Origin of the sequence: Thioclava sediminum, from assembly GCF_002020355.1 — a bacterium.
In the GTDB taxonomy this organism is placed as follows: Bacteria; Pseudomonadota; Alphaproteobacteria; order Rhodobacterales; family Rhodobacteraceae; genus Thioclava; species Thioclava sediminum.
This window is the reverse complement of the sequence record NZ_MPZV01000001.1, coordinates 81,314-99,247: the sequence shown is the minus strand read 5'-3', so window position 1 is coordinate 99,247 and position 17,934 is coordinate 81,314. Positions and strand designations below refer to the sequence as shown.

The 17,934-nt window shown below is 63.3% G+C and carries 19 protein-coding genes; 8 read left to right on the top strand and 11 right to left on the bottom strand.

Going from position 1 to position 17,934, the window contains the following annotated elements; all coding sequences use genetic code 11:
• Positions 1-48: 48 nt before the first annotated feature.
• The 7 genes from BMI91_RS00295 (at position 49) to BMI91_RS00265 (ending at position 7,468) form a co-directional block, all read left to right on the top strand.
• Positions 49-1,026, top strand: coding sequence for an ABC transporter permease (locus tag BMI91_RS00295; protein WP_244176571.1), 978 nt, complete (start codon positions 49-51; stop codon positions 1,024-1,026).
• A gap of 32 nt (positions 1,027-1,058) precedes the next feature.
• Positions 1,059-2,066 (top strand): substrate-binding domain-containing protein, encoded by a 1,008-nt coding sequence (locus BMI91_RS00290; RefSeq protein WP_078539248.1) that lies wholly within the window; start codon positions 1,059-1,061, stop codon positions 2,064-2,066.
• A 121-nt stretch (positions 2,067-2,187) separates the two neighbouring features.
• Complete coding sequence (locus BMI91_RS00285) at positions 2,188-3,717, top strand: sugar ABC transporter ATP-binding protein (RefSeq protein WP_078603582.1); 1,530 nt, start codon at positions 2,188-2,190, stop codon at positions 3,715-3,717.
• The gene (locus BMI91_RS00280) at positions 3,717-4,772 is read left to right on the top strand and encodes an ABC transporter permease (protein ID WP_166504566.1); all 1,056 of its coding nucleotides are present in this window, start codon (positions 3,717-3,719) and stop codon (positions 4,770-4,772) included. Before BMI91_RS00285 ends, BMI91_RS00280 begins: the two co-directional genes overlap by 1 nt.
• A gap of 4 nt (positions 4,773-4,776) precedes the next feature.
• The gene (locus BMI91_RS00275) at positions 4,777-5,778 is read left to right on the top strand and encodes a dihydroxyacetone kinase subunit DhaK (RefSeq protein WP_078603581.1); all 1,002 of its coding nucleotides are present in this window, start codon (positions 4,777-4,779) and stop codon (positions 5,776-5,778) included.
• Positions 5,779-5,786: 8 nt separating this feature from the next.
• Positions 5,787-6,419 carry a dihydroxyacetone kinase subunit L gene (locus tag BMI91_RS00270; protein WP_093476824.1) on the top strand — a complete coding sequence of 211 codons (633 nt, stop codon included), beginning with the start codon at positions 5,787-5,789 and terminating at the stop codon, positions 6,417-6,419.
• Positions 6,420-6,427: 8 nt separating this feature from the next.
• The gene (locus BMI91_RS00265) at positions 6,428-7,468 is read left to right on the top strand and encodes an aldo/keto reductase (protein WP_078603580.1); all 1,041 of its coding nucleotides are present in this window, start codon (positions 6,428-6,430) and stop codon (positions 7,466-7,468) included.
• Positions 7,469-7,759: 291 nt separating this feature from the next.
• Here the strand turns inward: BMI91_RS00265 and BMI91_RS00260 are convergent, their stop codons facing one another.
• The 11 genes from BMI91_RS00260 to BMI91_RS00205 form a co-directional block, all read right to left on the bottom strand.
• On the bottom strand, positions 7,760-8,548 hold the full coding sequence (locus tag BMI91_RS00260) for an outer membrane protein (protein WP_078603579.1): 789 nt from the start codon (positions 8,546-8,548) through the stop codon (positions 7,760-7,762).
• 148 nt (positions 8,549-8,696) lie between these two features.
• Complete coding sequence (locus tag BMI91_RS00255) at positions 8,697-9,524, bottom strand: hypothetical protein (RefSeq protein ID WP_078603578.1); 828 nt, start codon at positions 9,522-9,524, stop codon at positions 8,697-8,699.
• An 86-nt stretch (positions 9,525-9,610) separates the two neighbouring features.
• Positions 9,611-10,366: a hypothetical protein gene (locus tag BMI91_RS00250; protein ID WP_146683966.1), complete on the bottom strand. Its 756-nt coding sequence runs from the start codon at positions 10,364-10,366 to the stop codon at positions 9,611-9,613.
• A gap of 552 nt (positions 10,367-10,918) precedes the next feature.
• Positions 10,919-11,224, bottom strand: a complete 306-nt coding sequence (locus BMI91_RS00245) for a hypothetical protein (protein ID WP_078539255.1) — start codon at positions 11,222-11,224, stop codon at positions 10,919-10,921.
• Between the two features lie 103 nt (positions 11,225-11,327).
• Entirely contained in the window at positions 11,328-11,630 is a 303-nt protein-coding gene (locus tag BMI91_RS00240; RefSeq protein ID WP_078603576.1) for a hypothetical protein, read from the bottom strand.
• 54 nt (positions 11,631-11,684) lie between these two features.
• A complete protein-coding gene (locus BMI91_RS00235) occupies positions 11,685-12,032 on the bottom strand; it encodes a GlsB/YeaQ/YmgE family stress response membrane protein (RefSeq protein ID WP_208607931.1) in 348 nt (115 codons plus the stop codon).
• A gap of 311 nt (positions 12,033-12,343) precedes the next feature.
• Positions 12,344-12,691 (bottom strand): hypothetical protein, encoded by a 348-nt coding sequence (locus BMI91_RS00225; protein WP_078599083.1) that lies wholly within the window; start codon positions 12,689-12,691, stop codon positions 12,344-12,346.
• A 42-nt stretch (positions 12,692-12,733) separates the two neighbouring features.
• The gene (locus tag BMI91_RS00220) at positions 12,734-13,831 is read right to left on the bottom strand and encodes an SH3 domain-containing protein (protein ID WP_078603575.1); all 1,098 of its coding nucleotides are present in this window, start codon (positions 13,829-13,831) and stop codon (positions 12,734-12,736) included.
• 275 nt (positions 13,832-14,106) lie between these two features.
• On the bottom strand, positions 14,107-14,367 hold the full coding sequence (locus BMI91_RS00215) for a hypothetical protein (RefSeq protein WP_078603574.1): 261 nt from the start codon (positions 14,365-14,367) through the stop codon (positions 14,107-14,109).
• A 25-nt stretch (positions 14,368-14,392) separates the two neighbouring features.
• Entirely contained in the window at positions 14,393-15,157 is a 765-nt protein-coding gene (locus BMI91_RS20160) for a hypothetical protein (protein ID WP_208607930.1), read from the bottom strand.
• A 225-nt stretch (positions 15,158-15,382) separates the two neighbouring features.
• Entirely contained in the window at positions 15,383-16,036 is a 654-nt protein-coding gene (locus BMI91_RS00205; protein ID WP_208607929.1) for a helix-turn-helix domain-containing protein, read from the bottom strand.
• A gap of 206 nt (positions 16,037-16,242) precedes the next feature.
• On the opposite strand from BMI91_RS00205, the gene BMI91_RS00200 reads away from it, so the two are divergent.
• A complete protein-coding gene (locus BMI91_RS00200) occupies positions 16,243-17,760 on the top strand; it encodes a ShlB/FhaC/HecB family hemolysin secretion/activation protein (protein ID WP_146683964.1) in 1,518 nt (505 codons plus the stop codon).
• Positions 17,761-17,934: the final 174 nt, after the last annotated feature.

The following is a 17,934-nucleotide window of genomic DNA, read 5'->3' as shown; positions in this document are numbered from 1 at the left end:
ACGGGGGAGGAGATGTCGAAACTGGACGGAAATCTGTTTGTGTTGTCCGTGCTCATCGTGCTGCTTCTCGCAGTCGGCGGCGCGGCATCCGGCGGCAATTACCTTTCGATCTACAATTTGCAGTCGATGGCGAACCAAGTGCCCGAGATCGGGTTGCTCGCCATCGGCGTGATGCTCGCGATGTGCTCGGGCAATGGCGGGATCGACCTGTCGGGGATCGCGCTGGCGAACCTTTCGGGGGTGGCCTCGGGGCTTGTGGCTCTTTCGATTTTCCCGGTGGACGAAGCGCCGGTGCTGTTCACCATCACTTTCGCTGGGGGCTGCCTGCTGATCGGCATGCTGGGGGGCGCGCTGAACGGATTTCTGATCTCGCGCTTCGAGATCACGCCGATCTTGTGCACCTTGGGCACCCAGATGGCCTTTACCGGTGCGGCGGTCGTGTTCTCGGAAGGGCGCTCGGTCATGATCGGGTCGCCGCCCGCACTCTATGATCTGGGCAATGGCCTGATCTTCGGAGTTCCGGCGAGCTTCCTGATCTTCCTCGGCGCGGCTTTGATCTTGGGGGGCGTCCTGCGGTTTACGCCCTACGGGATGAAGCTGATGCTCACCGGGGCAAACCCGAAAGCGGCGCTCTTCAGCGGGTTCAACCGCGACCGCATCCTGATCACGACCTACGCGCTGTCGGGGCTGATGGCCGGGCTTGCCGGGGTGATCATCGCGGCACGCAACATCAACGTGAAATGGGACTACGGCACCTCGTATCTTCTGATCGCGATCCTCGTCGCGGTGATGGCGGGGGTGCGTCCTGATGGCGGGTATGGCCGCGTCGTCAACGTGGTGCTTTCGGCGATCACTCTGCAGCTCCTGTCGAGTCTGCTGAACTTCGTCGGGTTCTCGAATTTCGTGCGGGATTTCGCCTGGGGCGCGCTGCTGCTGTGCTTCCTCGCGGTGAACCGCTTCGAGCTGGTCGACCAGTTCATCACACGCTTTTCGCTGGGGCGCGCGGCGCGCGCTCCGAAAAACTGAGCCGAAGAATGTAATCCAGGGAGGAGATCATCATGGCATTCAAAGGACTTAAAATCGGCCTGTTGGCCGCGACAACAGCAGCGATGCTGGCCGGTGCGCAAGGGGTCGCGGCGCAAGAGGGCAAGTCGATCACCACGGTCGTCAAGATCAGCGGCATTCCGTGGTTCGACCGGATGAAGACCGGCGTCGAGAAATACGCGCAGGAACATTCCGACATGAAGATCGAGCAAGTCGGCCCTGCCACGGCGGATTCCGCGCAGCAGCTGCAGATCGTTCAGGATCTCGTGGCACGCGGCGTCGATGCGCTGGCCGTCGTGCCGATGGATCCGGCGATCCTCGAAGGCGTGCTCAAGCGCGCGATGGATCGCGGCATCGTCGTCGTGACCCATGAGGCCGATAACCAGAAGAACACCATGGCCGATGTCGAAGCCTTCGATAACGCCGAATACGGTGCGGCCCTGAACGAGCGTCTGGCCAAGTGCATGGACGGCAAGGGCAAGTGGACGACCTTCGTCGGCTCGCTGGGCAGCCGCACCCATATGCAATGGGTCGGCGCGGGCGAGGAGAACGCGAAGAAATATCCCGACATGGAACTCGTCGATCCGAATAACGAAAGCTTCGACGACGCCCAGGGCACCTATGAGAAAGCCAAGGAAATCCTGCGCAAGCATCCGGATATCAAGGGCTTCCAGACCTCGGCGGGCAATGACGTTCTCGGCGTCGGCCGCGCGATCGAAGAAGCGGGTCTGGCCGGTAAGGTCTGCCTCGTGGGCACCGGTCTGCCGAACCCTTCGGCGGCCTATCTCGACAGCGGCGCAATCACCGCGATCGGGTTCTGGGATCCCCAGAAGGCCGGCATGGCGATGAACTCGCTGGCCACCAAGATTCTCGCGGGTGAGGAGATCACCGACGGCATGGATCTGGGAGTCGACGGCTACCACAGTGTCAGCGTGCGCCCCGGCGCAGGTGACGGCGTGCTGGTCGTGGGCAACGGCATGGTTCTCGTCGACAAGGACACCTACAAAGAGACCCTTTTCTAAGGCGTGAAAAAACTGGTCGGTCGGGGGCAGCCCCGGCCGACTGTCAGACCGCCCGTGCCCAGGCTGGAGGAGCTTTGGCGCATGGGATGGAAGCGACCGGTGTTCAGGGGGGAGCAATCAGATGTCAGACGGACATTTTCTGGAGCTGCGCGGCATTCATAAACGCTTTGGCGGTGTTCACGCGCTGCGTGGCGTCGATGTGACGATCGATACCGGCGTCGCCTATCACCTGCTGGGCGAGAATGGCTGCGGCAAGAGCACCTTCATCAAGATTATTTCAGGTGCCCACGCGCCCAGCGAAGGCGAGATCATACTGGACGGGCAGGCGCATAACGAGTTGTCGCCGATCCAGTCGCTCGAAGCGGGGATCGAGACGGTCTATCAGGACCTCTCCTTGCTGCCGAACCTCTCCGTCGTGGAAAACGTCGCTCTTGGCGACCAGCTGGTAAGCGGCAACGGGCGCTTGATGCGTCTGTTGAACCGCCGCCGGCTGCGCGAAACCGCCCGCGAGGCGATCCGCAATGTCGGGCTGGAGCCGACGGCGAAACTCCTCGGCACGATGGTCGGAGACCTGCCGCTTGCGATCCGTCAGCGCGTCGCCATCGCGCGCGCTATCGCCGCCGATGCGCGGCTGGTGATCATGGACGAGCCGACCACATCGCTCACCCGGCACGAGGTCGACGCGCTGATCGAACTGGTCGGCAAGTTGCTCGAACGCGACGTGGCGGTGCTGTTCGTCACCCACAAGCTGGAGGAGTGCTACCGCATCGGCGGGCAGGCGATCATCTTCCGCGACGGCGAATGTATCTCGCAGGGCCCGATCGCGGACTATTCGCGGGCCGAGCTGTCGCATCTGATGACCGGGCGCGAGCTGGACACGATGCGCTATCGCAAGGGCATCCCGCAGGCCGAGGAAGTGCTTCGCGTCGAGGGCGCGAGCTCCGGTGCGGCCTTTGAAGATGTCGCCTTTTCGCTGAAAGCGGGCGAGGTGCTGGGGATCACGGGGCTCTCGGATTCCGGGCGCAACGAGGTCGCCCTCGCGCTGGCTGGCCACCAGCCGTTGAGTGCCGGTCATTTCGAGATTTCGGGCGCGCAGGTGCATCTCGACTCTCCCGCGGACGCGATTGCGCGCGGTATCGGCTATGTCCCCGAGGACCGCCTCTCCGAGGGTCTGTTCCTGCAGAAATCGATCTACCAGAACGAGGTGACGCTGATCCTCGACCGGCTGCGCGGTCGCGGCGGCATCGTCGACAAGCGCAAGGGCCGCGAGGCGGCGAGCAAGATTTCCGAGGCGATGAACCTCAATACCGGCAATATCGATCTGCCGGTATCGGCATTGTCTGGCGGCAACCAGCAACGTGTGCTGATCGGCCGGTGGCTCAGCATCGAGCCGAAACTGCTGGTGCTGCACGGCCCGACGGTCGGCGTCGATGTCGGCTCCAAGGACACGATCTACCGCGCGATCCAGGCGATGGCCGAGCGCGGGATCGGGCTGATCATCGTCTCCGACGACCTGCCGGAACTGCTGCAGAACTGCAACCGGATCCTCGTGATGAACCGCGGTCGCCTCGTCGATGAACTCGACGCCGCGACCACCGACGAGAACCGTATTTACCAATCGATGCTCGGCTCGGCGAACGAGGCTGCCTGATGACCATGGTGCAAGAGATGAATGACCGATCAACGCCCAAACGTCCCGAGGACAAACTGACGATTTGGGAGACCCTGCGACGCCGACCAGAGATGGTGACGTTGACCATCTTGGTCGTGATCTGCGTGGCGGTGTCGATCATCAACCCCAACTTCCTTCAGCCGGGCTCGCTCATCGACATGGGCCGCGCAAGCGTGGTGACCGGCCTCTTCGCGCTCGGCGTCTTTGCCATTCTTGCGGCAGGGGGGATCGACGTCTCCTTCACCGCGATCGCGGCACTGACGATGTATTCGCTGACGAAATTCGTGATCACCGTGGCACCCGATCTGCCGATGGCCGCGATCATCGCGATTGCCGTCGTGGCCGGGGCGCTTCTGGGGGCGGTGAACGGCCTTCTGGTTCACGGTCTGCGCGTGCCCTCGCTGATCGTGACGATCGGGACGCAATATCTGTTCCGCGGGATCCTGCTGGCTTTCGTCGGCACGGTGTGGCTGATGGAGCTTCCGCCGCAGATGACCGCCTTCGGCAAGGCCGCGCTCTATCAGTTTCAGGGCGCAAATGGCGTGACGGTCGATCTGCCCGCCTATTTCCTGATCTTCCCCGTGGTCGTCGGGCTGGCGTGGTTCCTGTTCGACCGCACGCTGATGGGCCGGGCGATCTTCGCCACTGGCGGCAACCCGGAGGTCGCGGCGCGGCTCGGCTATGGCCAGCGCGTGGTGCATGTCTTCGTCTTCGCCTTCGCGGGCGCGCTCGCAGGTCTGGCTGGCATCATCCATGTCAGCGCGACCCGCATGGCCAACCCGTTCGATCTGGTCGGCACCGAGATCGAAGTGATCGCCGCCGTCGTTCTGGGCGGGGCGCGAATCACCGGCGGCACGGGTTCGGTGCTGGGCACCGTGGCCGGTGTTCTCCTGATCACCGTCGTCAGCAACACCCTGGTTCTGGTGGGAATCCCCAGCACCTGGCAGCGCCTCGTCGTGGGCGCGTTCATCCTTCTCGCAGCGGCCTTCTTCGTGCGCCGCAAGCAAAAACCCAAGCAACGCAAAGCAGAGTGATCCGATGAAGAAATTTCTCAACAAACCCGAAGATTTCGTCGAAGAGATGCTGGAGGGGATTTACGCCGCCCATCCGGAAGTGACCCATGTCGCGGACGATCTGCATTGCTTCGTGACGGCCAACCCGGTCCCCGGCAAGGTCGGGATCGTGACGGGGGGCGGCTCCGGCCACCTACCGCTGTTCCTTGGCTATGTCGGCGACGGGATGCTCGATGGTGCGGGCGTTGGCGGGGTGTTCCAGTCACCCAGCTCGGACCAGATCCTCGAAGTGACCAAGCATGTCGATCAGGGGGCGGGCGTCCTCTATCTCTACGGCAACTACAGCGGCGACATCATGAATTTCGACCTCGCCGGGGAATTGGCCGAGGTCGACGATATCGAGACCGCCACCGTGGTCGGCAATGATGATGTCGCCTCCTCCAAGCCGGGCGAAGAGCACAAGCGCCGCGGCGTGGCGGGGATCGTCTTCCTCTACAAGGTCGCGGGTGCCGCCGCCGCCGAGATGAAGCCGCTCGCCGAAGTCGTCCGCCTGACCGAGAAGGCGAAGGCGCGCACGCGCACCATGGGTGTCGCGCTGACGCCCTGTATCGTTCCCGAGGTCGGCAAGCCCAGCTTCACGCTTGGCGAGGACGAGATGGAAATCGGCATGGGCATCCATGGCGAGCCGGGGATCACCCGCAAGACGCTCGAGCCCGCAGATGCCGTCGTGGACGAAATGTTGGAGCGCATCTTCGCCGAGCAGGACTACGCGGCAGGCGACGAGGTGGCGATCATCGTCAACGGGTTGGGCGCGACGCCGATGGAAGAGCTCTACATCTTCTACCGTCGCATCTCGCAGCTGTTCGCAGAGCGCAACGTGAGCGTCGCGCAGGTCTGGATCGGCGAATTCGCGACCTCGATGGAGATGGCGGGCGCCTCGATCTCGGTGCTGCATCTCGATGACGAGTTGAAACCGCTGATCGCTCGCGGCGCGACGACGCCGTTCTTCAAACATATCGCGAAGTGAGGGTTGCCATGACGATGGATGCGAAGGCACTGCCGGACCTGTTCAACCGTTACCGGGACCGGTTCGCCGCCGAGAAGCAGGCGCTGATCGAGCTCGACGGCAAGGTCGGGGACAGCGATCTGGGACTGACCATGGCGAAGGGCTTCACCGCTGCGGCCGCTGCGCTTGAGGAGAAGGCGCCCGAGACGCTGGCGGACGGAATGAAAACCGCAGGCGCTGCGATCGCGAAAGCTGCCCCCTCGACCATGGGCACACTGATGGCGACGGGCTTCCTGCGCGGCGCGAAGGCGCTCGACGGTGTGGACGTGATGGATACCGCGGCGCTTGCAGATTTCTGGGCGGCCTTCCGCGACGGTATCGCGCAGCGCGGCAAGGCGCAGCTCGGCGACAAGACCGTGCTCGACGTACTGCACCCGATGGCCGAGACCATCGCCGCGCAGGCGCAGGCAGGCGCATCGCCCGCCGAGGCATCACGCGCGGCGGCCCAAGCCGCGAAAGAGGCGTTGGAGGCGACCAAGGATATGGAAGCCCAGCACGGCAAGGCTGCCGCGTTTGGCGAGAAATCCAAAGGCATTCAGGACGCGGGCGGCACCGTCGCCTGCATCCTCATCGAAGAGACAAGCGCCGCTTTCGGCGCGTAGGAGAGGGTATGTACTACAATACGCTGGGACGGAGCGGGCTGAAGGTTTCAGCCCTCGCGATGGGGACTTTTACCTTCGGTGGCGAGGGCCCCTTCGCGATGGTCGGCAGTCAGGGCGTGGCCGAGGCGCGCGACCTGTTTGATTGCGTGATCGACCACGGGGTGAACCTGATCGACACGGCGAACATGTATTCCACCGGCACCGCCGAAGAGATCGTGGGCGAGGCGCTGGAAGGCCGCCGCGACAAGGTGCTGATCTCGTCAAAAGCCCGGATGCCGATCGATGATGGCCCCAATGGCGAGGGCGCGAGCCGCTGGCACCTGATCCGCGAATGCGAGCGTAGCCTGAAGCGCCTGCGCACCGATCACATCGACATCTACCACATCCACGAATGGGACGGCCAAACCCCGGTCGAGGAAACGCTCGAAGCCCTGCAAATGCTGATCGATCAGGGCAAGATCCGCTATGCGGGCTGCTCGAACTATACCGGCTGGCAGGTGATGAAATCGCTCATGGCCTCGGACAAGCCGGGTCGGGCGCGCTTCGTCACCCAGCAGATCCACTACACGCTCGAGGCGCGCGAGGCGGAATACGAGCTTTTGCCGATCGCGGTCGATCAGGGCGTCGGCGCGACCGTCTGGAGCCCGCTTGCCGCAGGGCTGCTGTCGGGCAAACACACCCGCGACAACCCGGTGGCCGAGGGCAGCCGTCAGGCGAAAGGCTGGACCGAGCCGCCGATCCGCGATCAGGAGCGGCTGTGGAAGATCGTCGATGTCCTCAACGAATTGGGCGAGGCGCATGGCGTCGAGGCCGCTCAGATCGCGCTGGCATGGCTGCTTACGCGTCCGGGCGTCGCTGCGCTGGTGGTGGGCGGCAGCACGGTGGAGCAGTTCGAGTGCAATTTCCGCGCGCTCGAAGTAGCGCTCTCGGCTGACGAGCTAGCCTGCCTGGACCAGGTGAGCCGCCCGCCGCTGATCTACCCGCTATGGCATCAAGAGCAATTCGCCAAACCGCGCTTCAGCCCGGCGGACGGGATCGTGACGCGCTGAAATGACCGGTTGAAGCTGGTGCACGAGGTCGGTCGCAGTAAGTCGCTCCGGTCGATGAAGCCTAAGACGACTACTGACGCTTTTGTGTGGTTTCGCAGTTGCCGCTAAGGTCGGTAGCAAGCGAATACTTGGGCGCATAGCAGGAATAGGGACCGAACGAAGCGAACGGCCGCGCACCGCCCAGACCTACGGACCCGTCGCGAACGGCCCAGAGCCGATGAACGCTGACGGCAGCGAATGTCAGCGTTCGTCTATCGGGCCGTCAGCGATTTTGTAACGTCCAACTCCACCTCAGAGCCGCTGCAGCGGGATGCGCAGACTAATCGAGAGCACATGTGCGTCGTTTTCGAAGCTCAGCGGAGCAACCGGCTCATCGCCACCGGTCACCGGCGTGCTGCCACCCTTCGCAGTCCCGAAGCTGTAATAGCGATAGGACATCTCGAGGATCGCCGGGTGCTTGCCGGGAGGCGTCAGCTGGTAGGCCATGCCGATGCCGAGCGAATAGGCGAAATCGCCATGGGTATCGCCCGAGAAGGTCCGGTCTACGGAGGCCTTTGCGGTGTTCGTCCGCGTCCAGTCGCTGACCTTGTTGTTCGCGTAACCAAGCCCCGCCACGACGAAGGGATGAAGGCGGGAATTGACGCCCATCTGCTCGAACGGGGAATAGTAGAGGTTCCCCATCACCGCGCTGGTCGAAACCGAAGCCGCGGTGATGTCGGCATGGTCGCCGCTGGTCGTGTGCGGACCGGTGGTATGGGCGGCGCCAGTCGTGAGGAAACTGACATCGCCGCGGAAGCCGTTCATCCAGTCATAGCCGAAGGCGATCTCGCCGAAGCCAGTCGTGTCGTTGCTCAGGTTGAAATCGATTCGCGGATCGGACGGGTAGCCGGGCGGCAGCCAGTGCTCGTCGGACGGGCGGGTGTTTGCTGCCCCGAGCCCGAAGCGCACGTAAGGTCCATAAGTGACGCTCGCCGTGCCGACCTTGAAGAAACTGGCCGAGTCCTGCGCCGCGGCTACCGCCGGAACTGCAAGACTGAAGACAAGGGCGCAAGCTGCGGCCCGCTTGATTGAAAAAACCATTTCGATGACTCTCCGTCCGTCTCATCCATCCGCCTGACCGGATGGTCCTGTTCAGCGACATAATGGATCTCTGGCTGCGCGCGTTGAAGAAGAAACTTCTGCCCCCGCTTCACGCGAGGGCAGAGTGTTGCTTCGGTTCCATAGGGTCTCAGCCGTCGTGACCTGCGAGAACCGCGATACGCACTGCTTCGGCTTGCGCGGCGAGGCTGGTCGCTGCCGCGCCCGTCACCGGCTGGCCAAGAATGGTCGTCACCGCCGTTACCGTGGCCGCCGTGATCGGCACCGTCTTGTCCGAGGCCGTGCCGAGGAAAATCGCCTCCAGCGTTGCGGTGTTGTTCGTCACTCCGAGACTGGAGAGCGCCGAGCTGCCATCCAGCGTGTCCTTGAGAAGGGCGAGGTTCTGCAGCGGCGAGTCTATGAAGGAGACGTTGTCCCAGTTCAGCGAGAGCTGGTCGATCGCCTGATCGAGCGGCAGGTTGTAGAACGAGACCATGGTCGGCGAAATCGTCGCCAGCGCTTCCTCATAGGCGCGCTGCAGCACGTGATCGGGCGAACGGGCCACGTTCAACCGCCCAAGCTCGACCTCCGGGATACCCTCTTTGGACCAGACCGGCTTGGTGCCGCGGGTGCCGGACGGGGTGCCGGCTTGCGGGCCCTTGCCCTCGGAATCCGCGCCCGGGCCGCCCTGACCCTGCCCGGAAGAACCGCTGGCGCCGCCATGGCTGCCACCTTCCTCATGCGAGCCGTCGTCCTCATGGCCGCCGCTGCCATGCCCGGCCTCTCCGGTCTTGCCCTTCTGCTGGCCGCCATCCGTGTGGTCCCCATCGGTATGCGAGCCGCTGTCTTGCGCAAAAGCGCGCGGCACGGACAGATGGAACGTCCCAGATTTCGGGCCAAGCTGCACGGTGAGACCCAGCCCCGCGATCAGCGCAATTCCTGCCACGGCAGTTGCGCTCTTTGCAGTCTTGCGTGTCATGACTGCCTCCTTGTTATGAGATGTTGGTCGTCTTGACCCGGACCCTGCGCCAGAGGCGGGTCCGGGTCGATGTTCGTCAGATGCGATCAGCCATGTCCGGCGAGGATCGCGATGCGCACTGCCTCGGCATCGGCTGCAAGAGACGCGGCCGCAGCCCCCGTGACCGGCACCCCGAGGATCTGCGTCACCGCAATCACCGTATCGGTCGTGATCGGAACGGTCTTGTCCGAAGCCGCGCCGAGGAAGATCGCCGCGAGCGTGTCGGCATCATTCGAGACGCCGAGGCTAGACAGCGGGGTCGACCCCTCGAGCGTCGCCTGCAGAAGGCCGAGGTTCTGCAACGGGGAGTCTATGAAGCTCACGTTGTCCCAGTTCAGGGAGAGCTCCTCGATCGCCTGGTCGAGCGAAAGGTTGTAGAACGAAACCATCTCGGGCGAAATCGATGCGAGCGCTTCTTCATAGGCCTGATCGAGCACATGTCCCGGCGAGCGCGCGACGTTCAGGCGCCCCAGTTCGACTTCAGGAATCCCTTCCTGCGACCAGGTCGGCTTGCCGCCGCCGGAGGAGGAGGGCGCGCCTGCTTGCGGCCCCTTGCCGTCGGAATCTTCGCCCGGCCCGCCTTGGCCCTGACCCTGAGATTGTCCGGTCTGGGCGCCTTTACTGCCCTGACCCTGACCGCCTTGATTCCCCTTGCCGGTCCCTTGGCCGCCGGACTCCTGTGCATTGGCCGCGAAGCTGAACGGACCGGTGACCGGTGCCTGCCATGCGATAGCGAGTCCCAATGCCGCTGCGAGAGCGACAAGCGATACGCGAGACTTGTTCGTGAACATTGAATTACGCATTTCCATATCCTCCTCCGTGTTGACGCCTTCGCGTCGAAGCAAGAAGAACATAGGAGGAGGGATTCCTCTTTGATCGTAGTCAATGAGATGTATGTTTCCGGATGCCTCTCACACCACCTGAGAAGTCGCGTCATCACCATCATGACGCATTGGCCGAGAGCACGGGACCGGTGATCCGGGCGCGCGCCGCGACCGGCAGCGAGTCTGCGTCGCTGCCGGTCGTGTCTGGCGAAGCGGACGTCCGTTTCCTGCCGATTTCCATCAGAGCGTCGCGGTCAGCCCTTAGCGGTCGTAGGCCCTAGCCCCAACCAATGTCTGCTATTTCCAATCAAAAAGGACGTTCGGTCCCCAATCACTATCGCTCGGAAGCTGCCCTCCCGCGAAAGCTTCACGTGATAGGATTTATGAGTTCGGGGCTGCACGATGTGCAGCCCCGCATCTGTCTTTCAGGAACACACAGTTCAAAACCGGCACCGAGGCAGTTCTGCAAAAAGCGGCGTAGCGCGAATGCAGACTTCTCATGAGCCTACTGATCGGAAACCGTAGCGTCCGTCAGCAATCCTCAGCCGGCAGCATGGTCACGTCGGAGTAACGACCGTCCGAGGTCGTGATGCGTGCGCAGGCGCCAGTGGAGCGATTGAAATACCACGAGGTTAGCCCTTCGGAGCGAATGCGCTCATAGCCGAGCGCCATGATCCCGCCTTCGGCTTGACCCGCGCGAGCGCCCTCGAAGGAGGAGAGGTCGTATTCGCTGCCGACCGCTGGGCGACCTTGCTCGGGCATGCTCGTGTCGCCGGTCTCCACGCAGGCGGCAAGCGGAAGGGCCGCGGCAAAGGTCCAGATCAGTTTCGTCTTCATGGTCGTCTCCTTCGAAAGTTTGTGCGCCAGTTCAGAGCTATGCGCGGTTGGAAAATCTTGGCTGCGGCCCCGCTATGAGGGAGGCGAGGCCGCAGGCGGCGCGTCAGTTCGCGTATTCGCTGAAGACTGTGACGCTGCCGTTCGCTTCAAGGCGGCAGGTGTATTTGCTCCCGCCCGCCATGAGCGTGAGGATCGGGCCGCCGCCGGTCTGGATGCGATCGAGGATGGAAACCGAGCTGGCGCTGGTGCCGGTCAGGGTCGCAGCCTGCGCGATACAGGGGCCGGTCATGGTGTCGAACTGGGCATCGGTGCCGCTGAGCGCCGGGTCCGAGCCTCCGGTCTCGACGCAGCCTGCGAGCAGGGCCGAGGCCGCGAACAGGCCTGCGATGGTCTGAGTGGTCTTCATGGGTCTTCTCCCTCCAGGTTGGTCGTCGGTGAGTGCGGGCGACATCCGCAGGGCTCAAGCCTTTCGGATCATCTTCACGATCAACAGCAGAAGCACCGCTCCGAGGAACATCACGATCAGCGAGCCGAGCGCGCTCGCGATCTGAATTCCGAACAGCCGCAGCAGGACGCTCGCGAGGATCGAGCCGCCGATCCCGATCAGGATGTCGAGCCCGATACCGGAGCCCGTCCCCTTCACGAGCAGACTCGCAAGCCAGCCGACGAGCCCGCCGACGACGACGGCAATCAGGATGCCGATGATCAGCCCCATCCCGGCGCCGACCGCGTTCGCGGGGCCTTGTTGCGCAAAGGCGGGCGCTGCGAAAGCGGTGGCCACGACCGCCATGAGTAGTCTCTGTTTCATCACTGGATTCCCAAGATTGCTGTGAAATCTCTCGCGCCAGACGAGCGGCTCTCGACCCCGATCAGGATTTCCCCCGCCTCTCCCGGAGCATTCCGCCGATGTAGCCGCCCACGGCCCCGGCAAGAGCGGTATTCCCACCAAGACGTGCCTCCGAAGCCCAAGGTGCGTGACATGAACGACCCGATGATCAGGGCGACGCAGCCAATGAGTCCGTATTTGACGGGCGTGCCGAGAGTATCGAGCAAGGCTGTCTCCACGTGTTGAGGCTTTCGGGGCAGGGGCCATACGCCGCTCCCGAAGGTCGGTGCCGATCAGAGGTAGCCTTCGCTGCCCATGAACATGGTTTGCGGGTTGCTTCCATCCGCGCCGACGAGACAGCGCCACGGAGCGCCGTTTGCGCCGACCCGCATGTAGATGGCGGTTGCGGCCTGCGACGTCTCTCCACCGACCACGGTCACGCCGCCCGTTGTCTGGGCCGCCAAGGCCGACCGGCAGGAGTCGATCGCGGCCTGGCTGACATCCGGAGACATGCTGGTGATGAAGGGCGGGCTGCCGGGCGCGACAGGCATTTGGGCTGCCGATCCGCCTGTGCTCTCGACACAGGCCGAGAGTGCAGTGAGCGCACAGAAACCGGCCATGATTCCGATCAGTCTGGGCATGTCTTCTTCCTTTCTGTTGAGGTCGAGAGGGCAGTTCGGATGTCAGTCGATCCCGAAGATGACCGTGTAGGATTGTGCGCCGTTGGCCGTGTTGTAGACGTCGATGATGTGGTCGCCCGATTGAAAGAGCTGGCCACGGTATTCCTGCGTTGCCGGCATTTCGTCGAGCAGGACGGACCCGTCCGGGTTGTAGATCACGTAAGTCATCCCGGGGCCGTTGGCGGCGAGGCGGAAATACAGATCCTGCCCGTTGCCCGCGCCGAGGATATATCGCTGCGATTTCTGCGGCATCAGCTGACCGGAGAGCTCCGCGCCGCTCGAACCGGGCGCGAACTGCACACGGATGTCTGCCGACCCGCTGCCCGCCATCGCCCCGCCGCCGTCATCGGCGGTTGCGGTGTTTTCTCCGCCACCCGGTCCGGGAAGGCGCAGGAAGCGAGCCGCGACCCAACCCTGCACACCACCTTGCGAGTCCTGAACCTTGCACCATTGCCGACCGTCCGACATCGTGCAGCCGCCGACATTGCGAACGACTGTGCCGTTGGGCAGCTTGCCCAGCAGGCGACCGCTGGGGCGCGGTGCGTTGCGAATATTGAGCGTGTCGCCCGGCGTTCGCAGCGTCACGACGAAGAAATCCTCTTCGGGAAGCATCCCGCCACTCTGACTGCCGCCCGAGGCCGAGCCGCCGCTTCCTTGCCCGGTGATCGAGACATTGATGGTGAACCCGACCGTCTTGCCGGTATCCCGGTCATTGCCCATCAGGTAGACGCGTATCGCCCAGTCGCGGGTTTCGGGCAAGATCACGCTCGCCGAACTGCCTTCATTCGAGCCAACGAACAGACCATTATAGTCCATTCCTGCGGGCAGGATGTTGAAATATGCGATCCCGTTGCTATTCGTGCCCGTGACCGTCAGATCGACATTCATCCGCTGGCCGACAGTTCCGCGCAGCACGTAGTCGATATAGTCCCGACCGGTCACTGCGCCGTTGATGGCCACGCCCGACTGCCCGCGCGGGAAGCTGATCGGCACGCTTTCCTGCGCAGCCGCTTGGGACGTGCCGAACGCGAGGGAAAACGCACAGAGCGCGGCGGTCGAGGCGGCGCGTAACGCATGCAGGAACGGGGCCGCTTGGAACATGACGTGTCTCCTCTCGGTTCGGACAGGCCGCGCGGCCTGGGAATGGACCATGCGCGCGCGCACAATTCCGCTCGTTCCCGATCGGGGGCGAGCGACGTCCGGGCTAAAAATTTCTTTTCAGACCATGCTTTAGTAAATCAGATCACGCGGGCGTGAGTTTGGGGAGGGCGAAAATATGCGTTTTGGGAGAATCTGTTGACCTAAGGGAAAGGTGGTGCCCTTTTCCGGGACGCGCCGACGCATATACGCAGTGAAGACGTGGTGGTTCGGACCGCTTAGTGGCGACGGCGTAGCGCTCTGCAAACGATAACAAGCAGGACGAGATTCACGCCGGGCGCGGCAACTGCCCAAAGAGCGGCCGCACTTTCCGGCACCGGAACGATCATGTTCCACGGCAGGCCAAGCGGCATCAGAAAGACGCCAGAAAGGGGATCGCGCTCCTGTCCGAACCAGCCAAACGTGCCGATTGCGAGTAGCAATAGCGCCGCGATCCAGAGGAGCACGAAGAGGCCAATGAGGATCCGACAGAGCTTCATCGCGTTGGTTCTACCCCTTACACCTTCAGCAATCTTCCGCAGGAAGCATCGTGATGTCAGCGAATTTCCCGTCGGAGGTCGTGATCTTCGCGCAGGCACCGGTCGCCCGGTTGAACCAGAAGGTCGTCAGGCCTTCCGATCGAATAGACTCGAAGCCAAGGGCCTGAAGTCCGCCCTCTGCCTGACCTGCAGGCGCGCCGACGAAATCGGTCACATCGGTCGGGCTGCCGACGGACGGCATGCCGCTTTCCTGCGGCGCGCCATCCATGGCACCGCCACCGTCATCCGCCGTCGCCGGATCATCCGCAGGGGCACCGTCCATCGCACCGCCACCGTCGTCGGCCGTGGCACTGTCTTCCGTGGACGCCGGAGCGCCGACCTGTTCCACGCTCGGGTTGCTGCCGTCATTCGAGACGAGACAACGCCATTCGGCATCATCGGCGCTTTTTAGCATGACAAGCGAGTTCGCCTCGGAGAACTCGGTGCTCAAAACCGTGCCGCCCATCGCGCCATGCGCCGCGCGCACCGCGTCGATGCAGGCATCGATTGCCTCCTGGCTGACTTCGGACGAGGTCGCCGCTTGCGTCGCGGCAGGCTCCTGAGCTGCGGCTTTCGGGGCCTCATCCATTGCGCCGCCGCCATCATCGGCCGTCGCGGTATCTTCCTTTGCGGGCTCCGCGCTCTGCGTCGTTGAGGTGGTCGCCGAGCCGGTCTCCTCCGCCTTTTCTTCCTCTTCCTGACATGCCGAAAGCGCGAAGACGAGCATGGCGCTGAGAACGAGCTTGTTCATTTTGAGGACCTCTCTGAATGCGTTGCGCAAGGGGTGACGGGAGCGGCGTGCCGCCAAATGCAGGAAGGTGGCCGCTCCCGCTAAGGTCGTGCGCCGTCGTCATTCTTGGCATTTGATCACGAAGCGGTGATCGGTGGGAGGGCGGAAATATGCGTTTTGGCGGGCCCGATGAGTTGCGCGGCGAGGGGGCCGATCATCCAAGCGCTGCGGCCGCCCCGGTCCCCGTCAGTAGAAGGACGCGCCGTCGATCAGATGGGCGCGCTGACCCGCATGGGTGACATGAAAGGTTCCGGGATTGTCGGTCGCAACGAAGCCGATCTTCTCGATCGTGAATTCGTCATTGGCCGGGAACTCGAAGAAAGAGGTGATGTAGTTAAGCGCCCCGATAAACTGCCCGTCCTCCGTCAGAGGCTCCCAGATCGTGACATTTCCGTTTCCGCGTGCATTCACCGTAAAGCTGAACAGAAGCGCCGCCCCGTCGAGAAAACCCGATTCCAGCAGGTGATCCCGAAGATGCGGCGCGCCGATGCGATTGGAGTAGGTCTCGAAGGACGTTCCCATGAGCTTGAAGGGATCCTGTCCGCGATCGGTGAAGGCCTTCTTGCCGGAGGCCGAAATTTCGACGAGCCGAAGATTCTGATCGAGGAGTGACGCAGGGCGCAGGTCACACCGCACGATCGCGAGGCTTCTGTTGAAGGCTCGCCGCTCCTCATCGCGCTCCAGAAGTGATCGCAGGCGCGCGAGCGTTGCGGGGCGCGGATTTTCCACTTGGCGCTCCCAGCGGCTCACCGTGCCCTGATCGACCCCGAGCCTTTCGCCCAGTTCGATCTGGGTGATGCCCAAGCGGCGCCGAATGTCCCGGATCGCAGAACCTTCCAACTCAGCCTCTCCCGAAATCAAAGCTTACCTAACGTTACCCGGGGGCGTTGTATCTGGGAAGACAGGAACTTGCGTGATCGGCGCAGGGCGAGGTGCGCCGTGCGGCTCAGATGTCACGCACAACCTTAGCGAGAACTGTTCAGGCTAGACAAGCGACTGACCTTGGGTAAACTATTTGTGATCGAACGGTTTTTCAGGATGTTTCCGTGGGTATTTTTCGAGTGAAACCAATCGCGCTGAGCCTCGCTCTGGCGCTGGCCGCGGCTCCTGTTTCGGCGCAAGGCACCCAATTCAACCTCACCGGCGTAACCGTTTACGATACGGCGGAAATCCTCGGATATGCCGCGCAGGTCGTCGTGCAACGCACCGGGACCGTCACCGCCGAAGACCTCGCTCAGACGCTCGAGGTCATGTATCGCGAGGACGGGTATTTCCTCGCCGAGGTGTTCGTCGCTGAAGATGGGCAAACGCTCGTGGTAGACGAGGGGCAGATCGGCGACGTGTCTATCGAAGGGGTGGACGAGCCGACCTATCGCCTGATCCGAAGCTATGTGGAGCCGATTGTCGGGCGCCGCGCCGTCACCCAGAAGGAATTCGAGCGCGCGATCATGCTCGTGGAGGATATCGAAGCGATCTCGGCCACGGCAGAGGTCGACTATCCGGAAGGCGCCTCCGCAGCACGGGTCCGCGTCATCGCAACGCCGGAGGATCGGGCCTCGGGATATGTGAGCCTCGATCACCCCTCGCGCGATTTCGGCGAAAGCGCGATCCTGAGCGTCCATCAGGAATTCCTGAGCGCGCTGACCCCGGGCGACCGGTTGCGGTTCGAGCTGTCCGGCTCGTCCGAGTTCGATGGTGGCGGCGACAGCGTCTGGGGCGCGTTTGCCTATCGCATGCCCCTTGGCGGGGGCGGCGGGTTCGGTGAGGTCTATCTGGGCTCTGTGACCGCACGCCGGGATGCGCGTGGCACGCTTCTGTCCACGGATATCGAGGGCAACACGGCCATGCTCGCCTTCGGCTATCCGGTCCTGCGCGATGTGGATACCTATGGCTATGCGCTTCTCGAGGCGAAGCGGGTCGAATCCAACGTGGATGTCTCTGGCACGAAATTCGACAGCGCGGTCGATGTCGTCGGCGCCTCCTGGATCTTCGGCAAGGCGCTTCCGGGCGGCGGGGCCTATGAATATGCGCTGAACCTCTCTGTCGGCGAGCGCACGTCGGATGCCGCGGGCTTCGATGACGGTGACAAGCATTTCTCGCATTTGCGTGTCGGATTGGGCTACCAGCACCCGGTCTCATGGTTCGGCCCAGAAAGCGCCGTGCGCGCCGAGCTGTGGGGGCAATACTCCCCCGATCGCCTGCCGAGCATCGAGGAATTCTATATCGGCGGACGTGAGGATGAACGCGGTTACCGGTTTGCAGAGGCGCAAGGAGACAGCGGCGTGTCCGCGACCCTCGAAGTCGGTCGCGATCTCTTCCCGAGTGCGGGGCAGGTCCGGCGCGTTCGGCCTTTCGGCTTCCTCGATCTTGGCTATGTGAAAAACAATAGTCCCTCGGTGGACGAGCTGGGGGAGGAAACCTTCGCGTCCCTCGGTCTAGGGGTCGATGCCGAATTCCCGGCGGGCGTCTTCGTGCGAAGCTACGTGGCGGCGCCCTTGACTGACGGGCCGTCCACCGGTGCGGGCGATCCTGCCTTCTACCTTGGTCTGACGAAAAGCTGGTGATCTCATGCGTAAACCGTCTCTTGCTCTGACTGTCGTCCTGTTCACGCTTCCAGCGGTGTCTGCCTTCGGCGAAGGCAATCACTTCGGGTTCTGCAATGGTGTGGGAAACAAGCACGGGGCGGCAGATTGTGGGCCGAGCGGGACCGGCACGGGCACGGGAACACCGGGGACAAT

What these genes read in the sequence shown, in the direction of transcription:
- BMI91_RS00220 (WP_078603575.1), bottom strand. Translation starts at nt 13,831, where the DNA reads ATGTTCCAAGCGGCCCCGTTCCTGCATGCGTTACGCGCCGCCTCGACC.
- BMI91_RS00260 (WP_078603579.1), bottom strand. Translation starts at nt 8,548, where the DNA reads ATGGTTTTTTCAATCAAGCGGGCCGCAGCTTGCGCCCTTGTCTTCAGT.
- BMI91_RS20160 (WP_208607930.1), bottom strand. Translation starts at nt 15,157, where the DNA reads ATGAACAAGCTCGTTCTCAGCGCCATGCTCGTCTTCGCGCTTTCGGCA.
- BMI91_RS00255 (WP_078603578.1), bottom strand. Translation starts at nt 9,524, where the DNA reads ATGACACGCAAGACTGCAAAGAGCGCAACTGCCGTGGCAGGAATTGCG.
- BMI91_RS00215 (WP_078603574.1), bottom strand. Translation starts at nt 14,367, where the DNA reads ATGAAGCTCTGTCGGATCCTCATTGGCCTCTTCGTGCTCCTCTGGATC.
- BMI91_RS00265 (WP_078603580.1), top strand. Translation starts at nt 6,428, where the DNA reads ATGTACTACAATACGCTGGGACGGAGCGGGCTGAAGGTTTCAGCCCTC.
- BMI91_RS00245 (WP_078539255.1), bottom strand. Translation starts at nt 11,224, where the DNA reads ATGAAGACGAAACTGATCTGGACCTTTGCCGCGGCCCTTCCGCTTGCC.
- BMI91_RS00225 (WP_078599083.1), bottom strand. Translation starts at nt 12,691, where the DNA reads ATGCCCAGACTGATCGGAATCATGGCCGGTTTCTGTGCGCTCACTGCA.
- BMI91_RS00275 (WP_078603581.1), top strand. Translation starts at nt 4,777, where the DNA reads ATGAAGAAATTTCTCAACAAACCCGAAGATTTCGTCGAAGAGATGCTG.
- BMI91_RS00290 (WP_078539248.1), top strand. Translation starts at nt 1,059, where the DNA reads ATGGCATTCAAAGGACTTAAAATCGGCCTGTTGGCCGCGACAACAGCA.
- BMI91_RS00235 (WP_208607931.1), bottom strand. Translation starts at nt 12,032, where the DNA reads ATGAAACAGAGACTACTCATGGCGGTCGTGGCCACCGCTTTCGCAGCG.
- BMI91_RS00280 (WP_166504566.1), top strand. Translation starts at nt 3,717, where the DNA reads ATGACCATGGTGCAAGAGATGAATGACCGATCAACGCCCAAACGTCCC.
- BMI91_RS00240 (WP_078603576.1), bottom strand. Translation starts at nt 11,630, where the DNA reads ATGAAGACCACTCAGACCATCGCAGGCCTGTTCGCGGCCTCGGCCCTG.
- BMI91_RS00250 (WP_146683966.1), bottom strand. Translation starts at nt 10,366, where the DNA reads ATGCGTAATTCAATGTTCACGAACAAGTCTCGCGTATCGCTTGTCGCT.
- BMI91_RS00285 (WP_078603582.1), top strand. Translation starts at nt 2,188, where the DNA reads ATGTCAGACGGACATTTTCTGGAGCTGCGCGGCATTCATAAACGCTTT.
- BMI91_RS00270 (WP_093476824.1), top strand. Translation starts at nt 5,787, where the DNA reads ATGACGATGGATGCGAAGGCACTGCCGGACCTGTTCAACCGTTACCGG.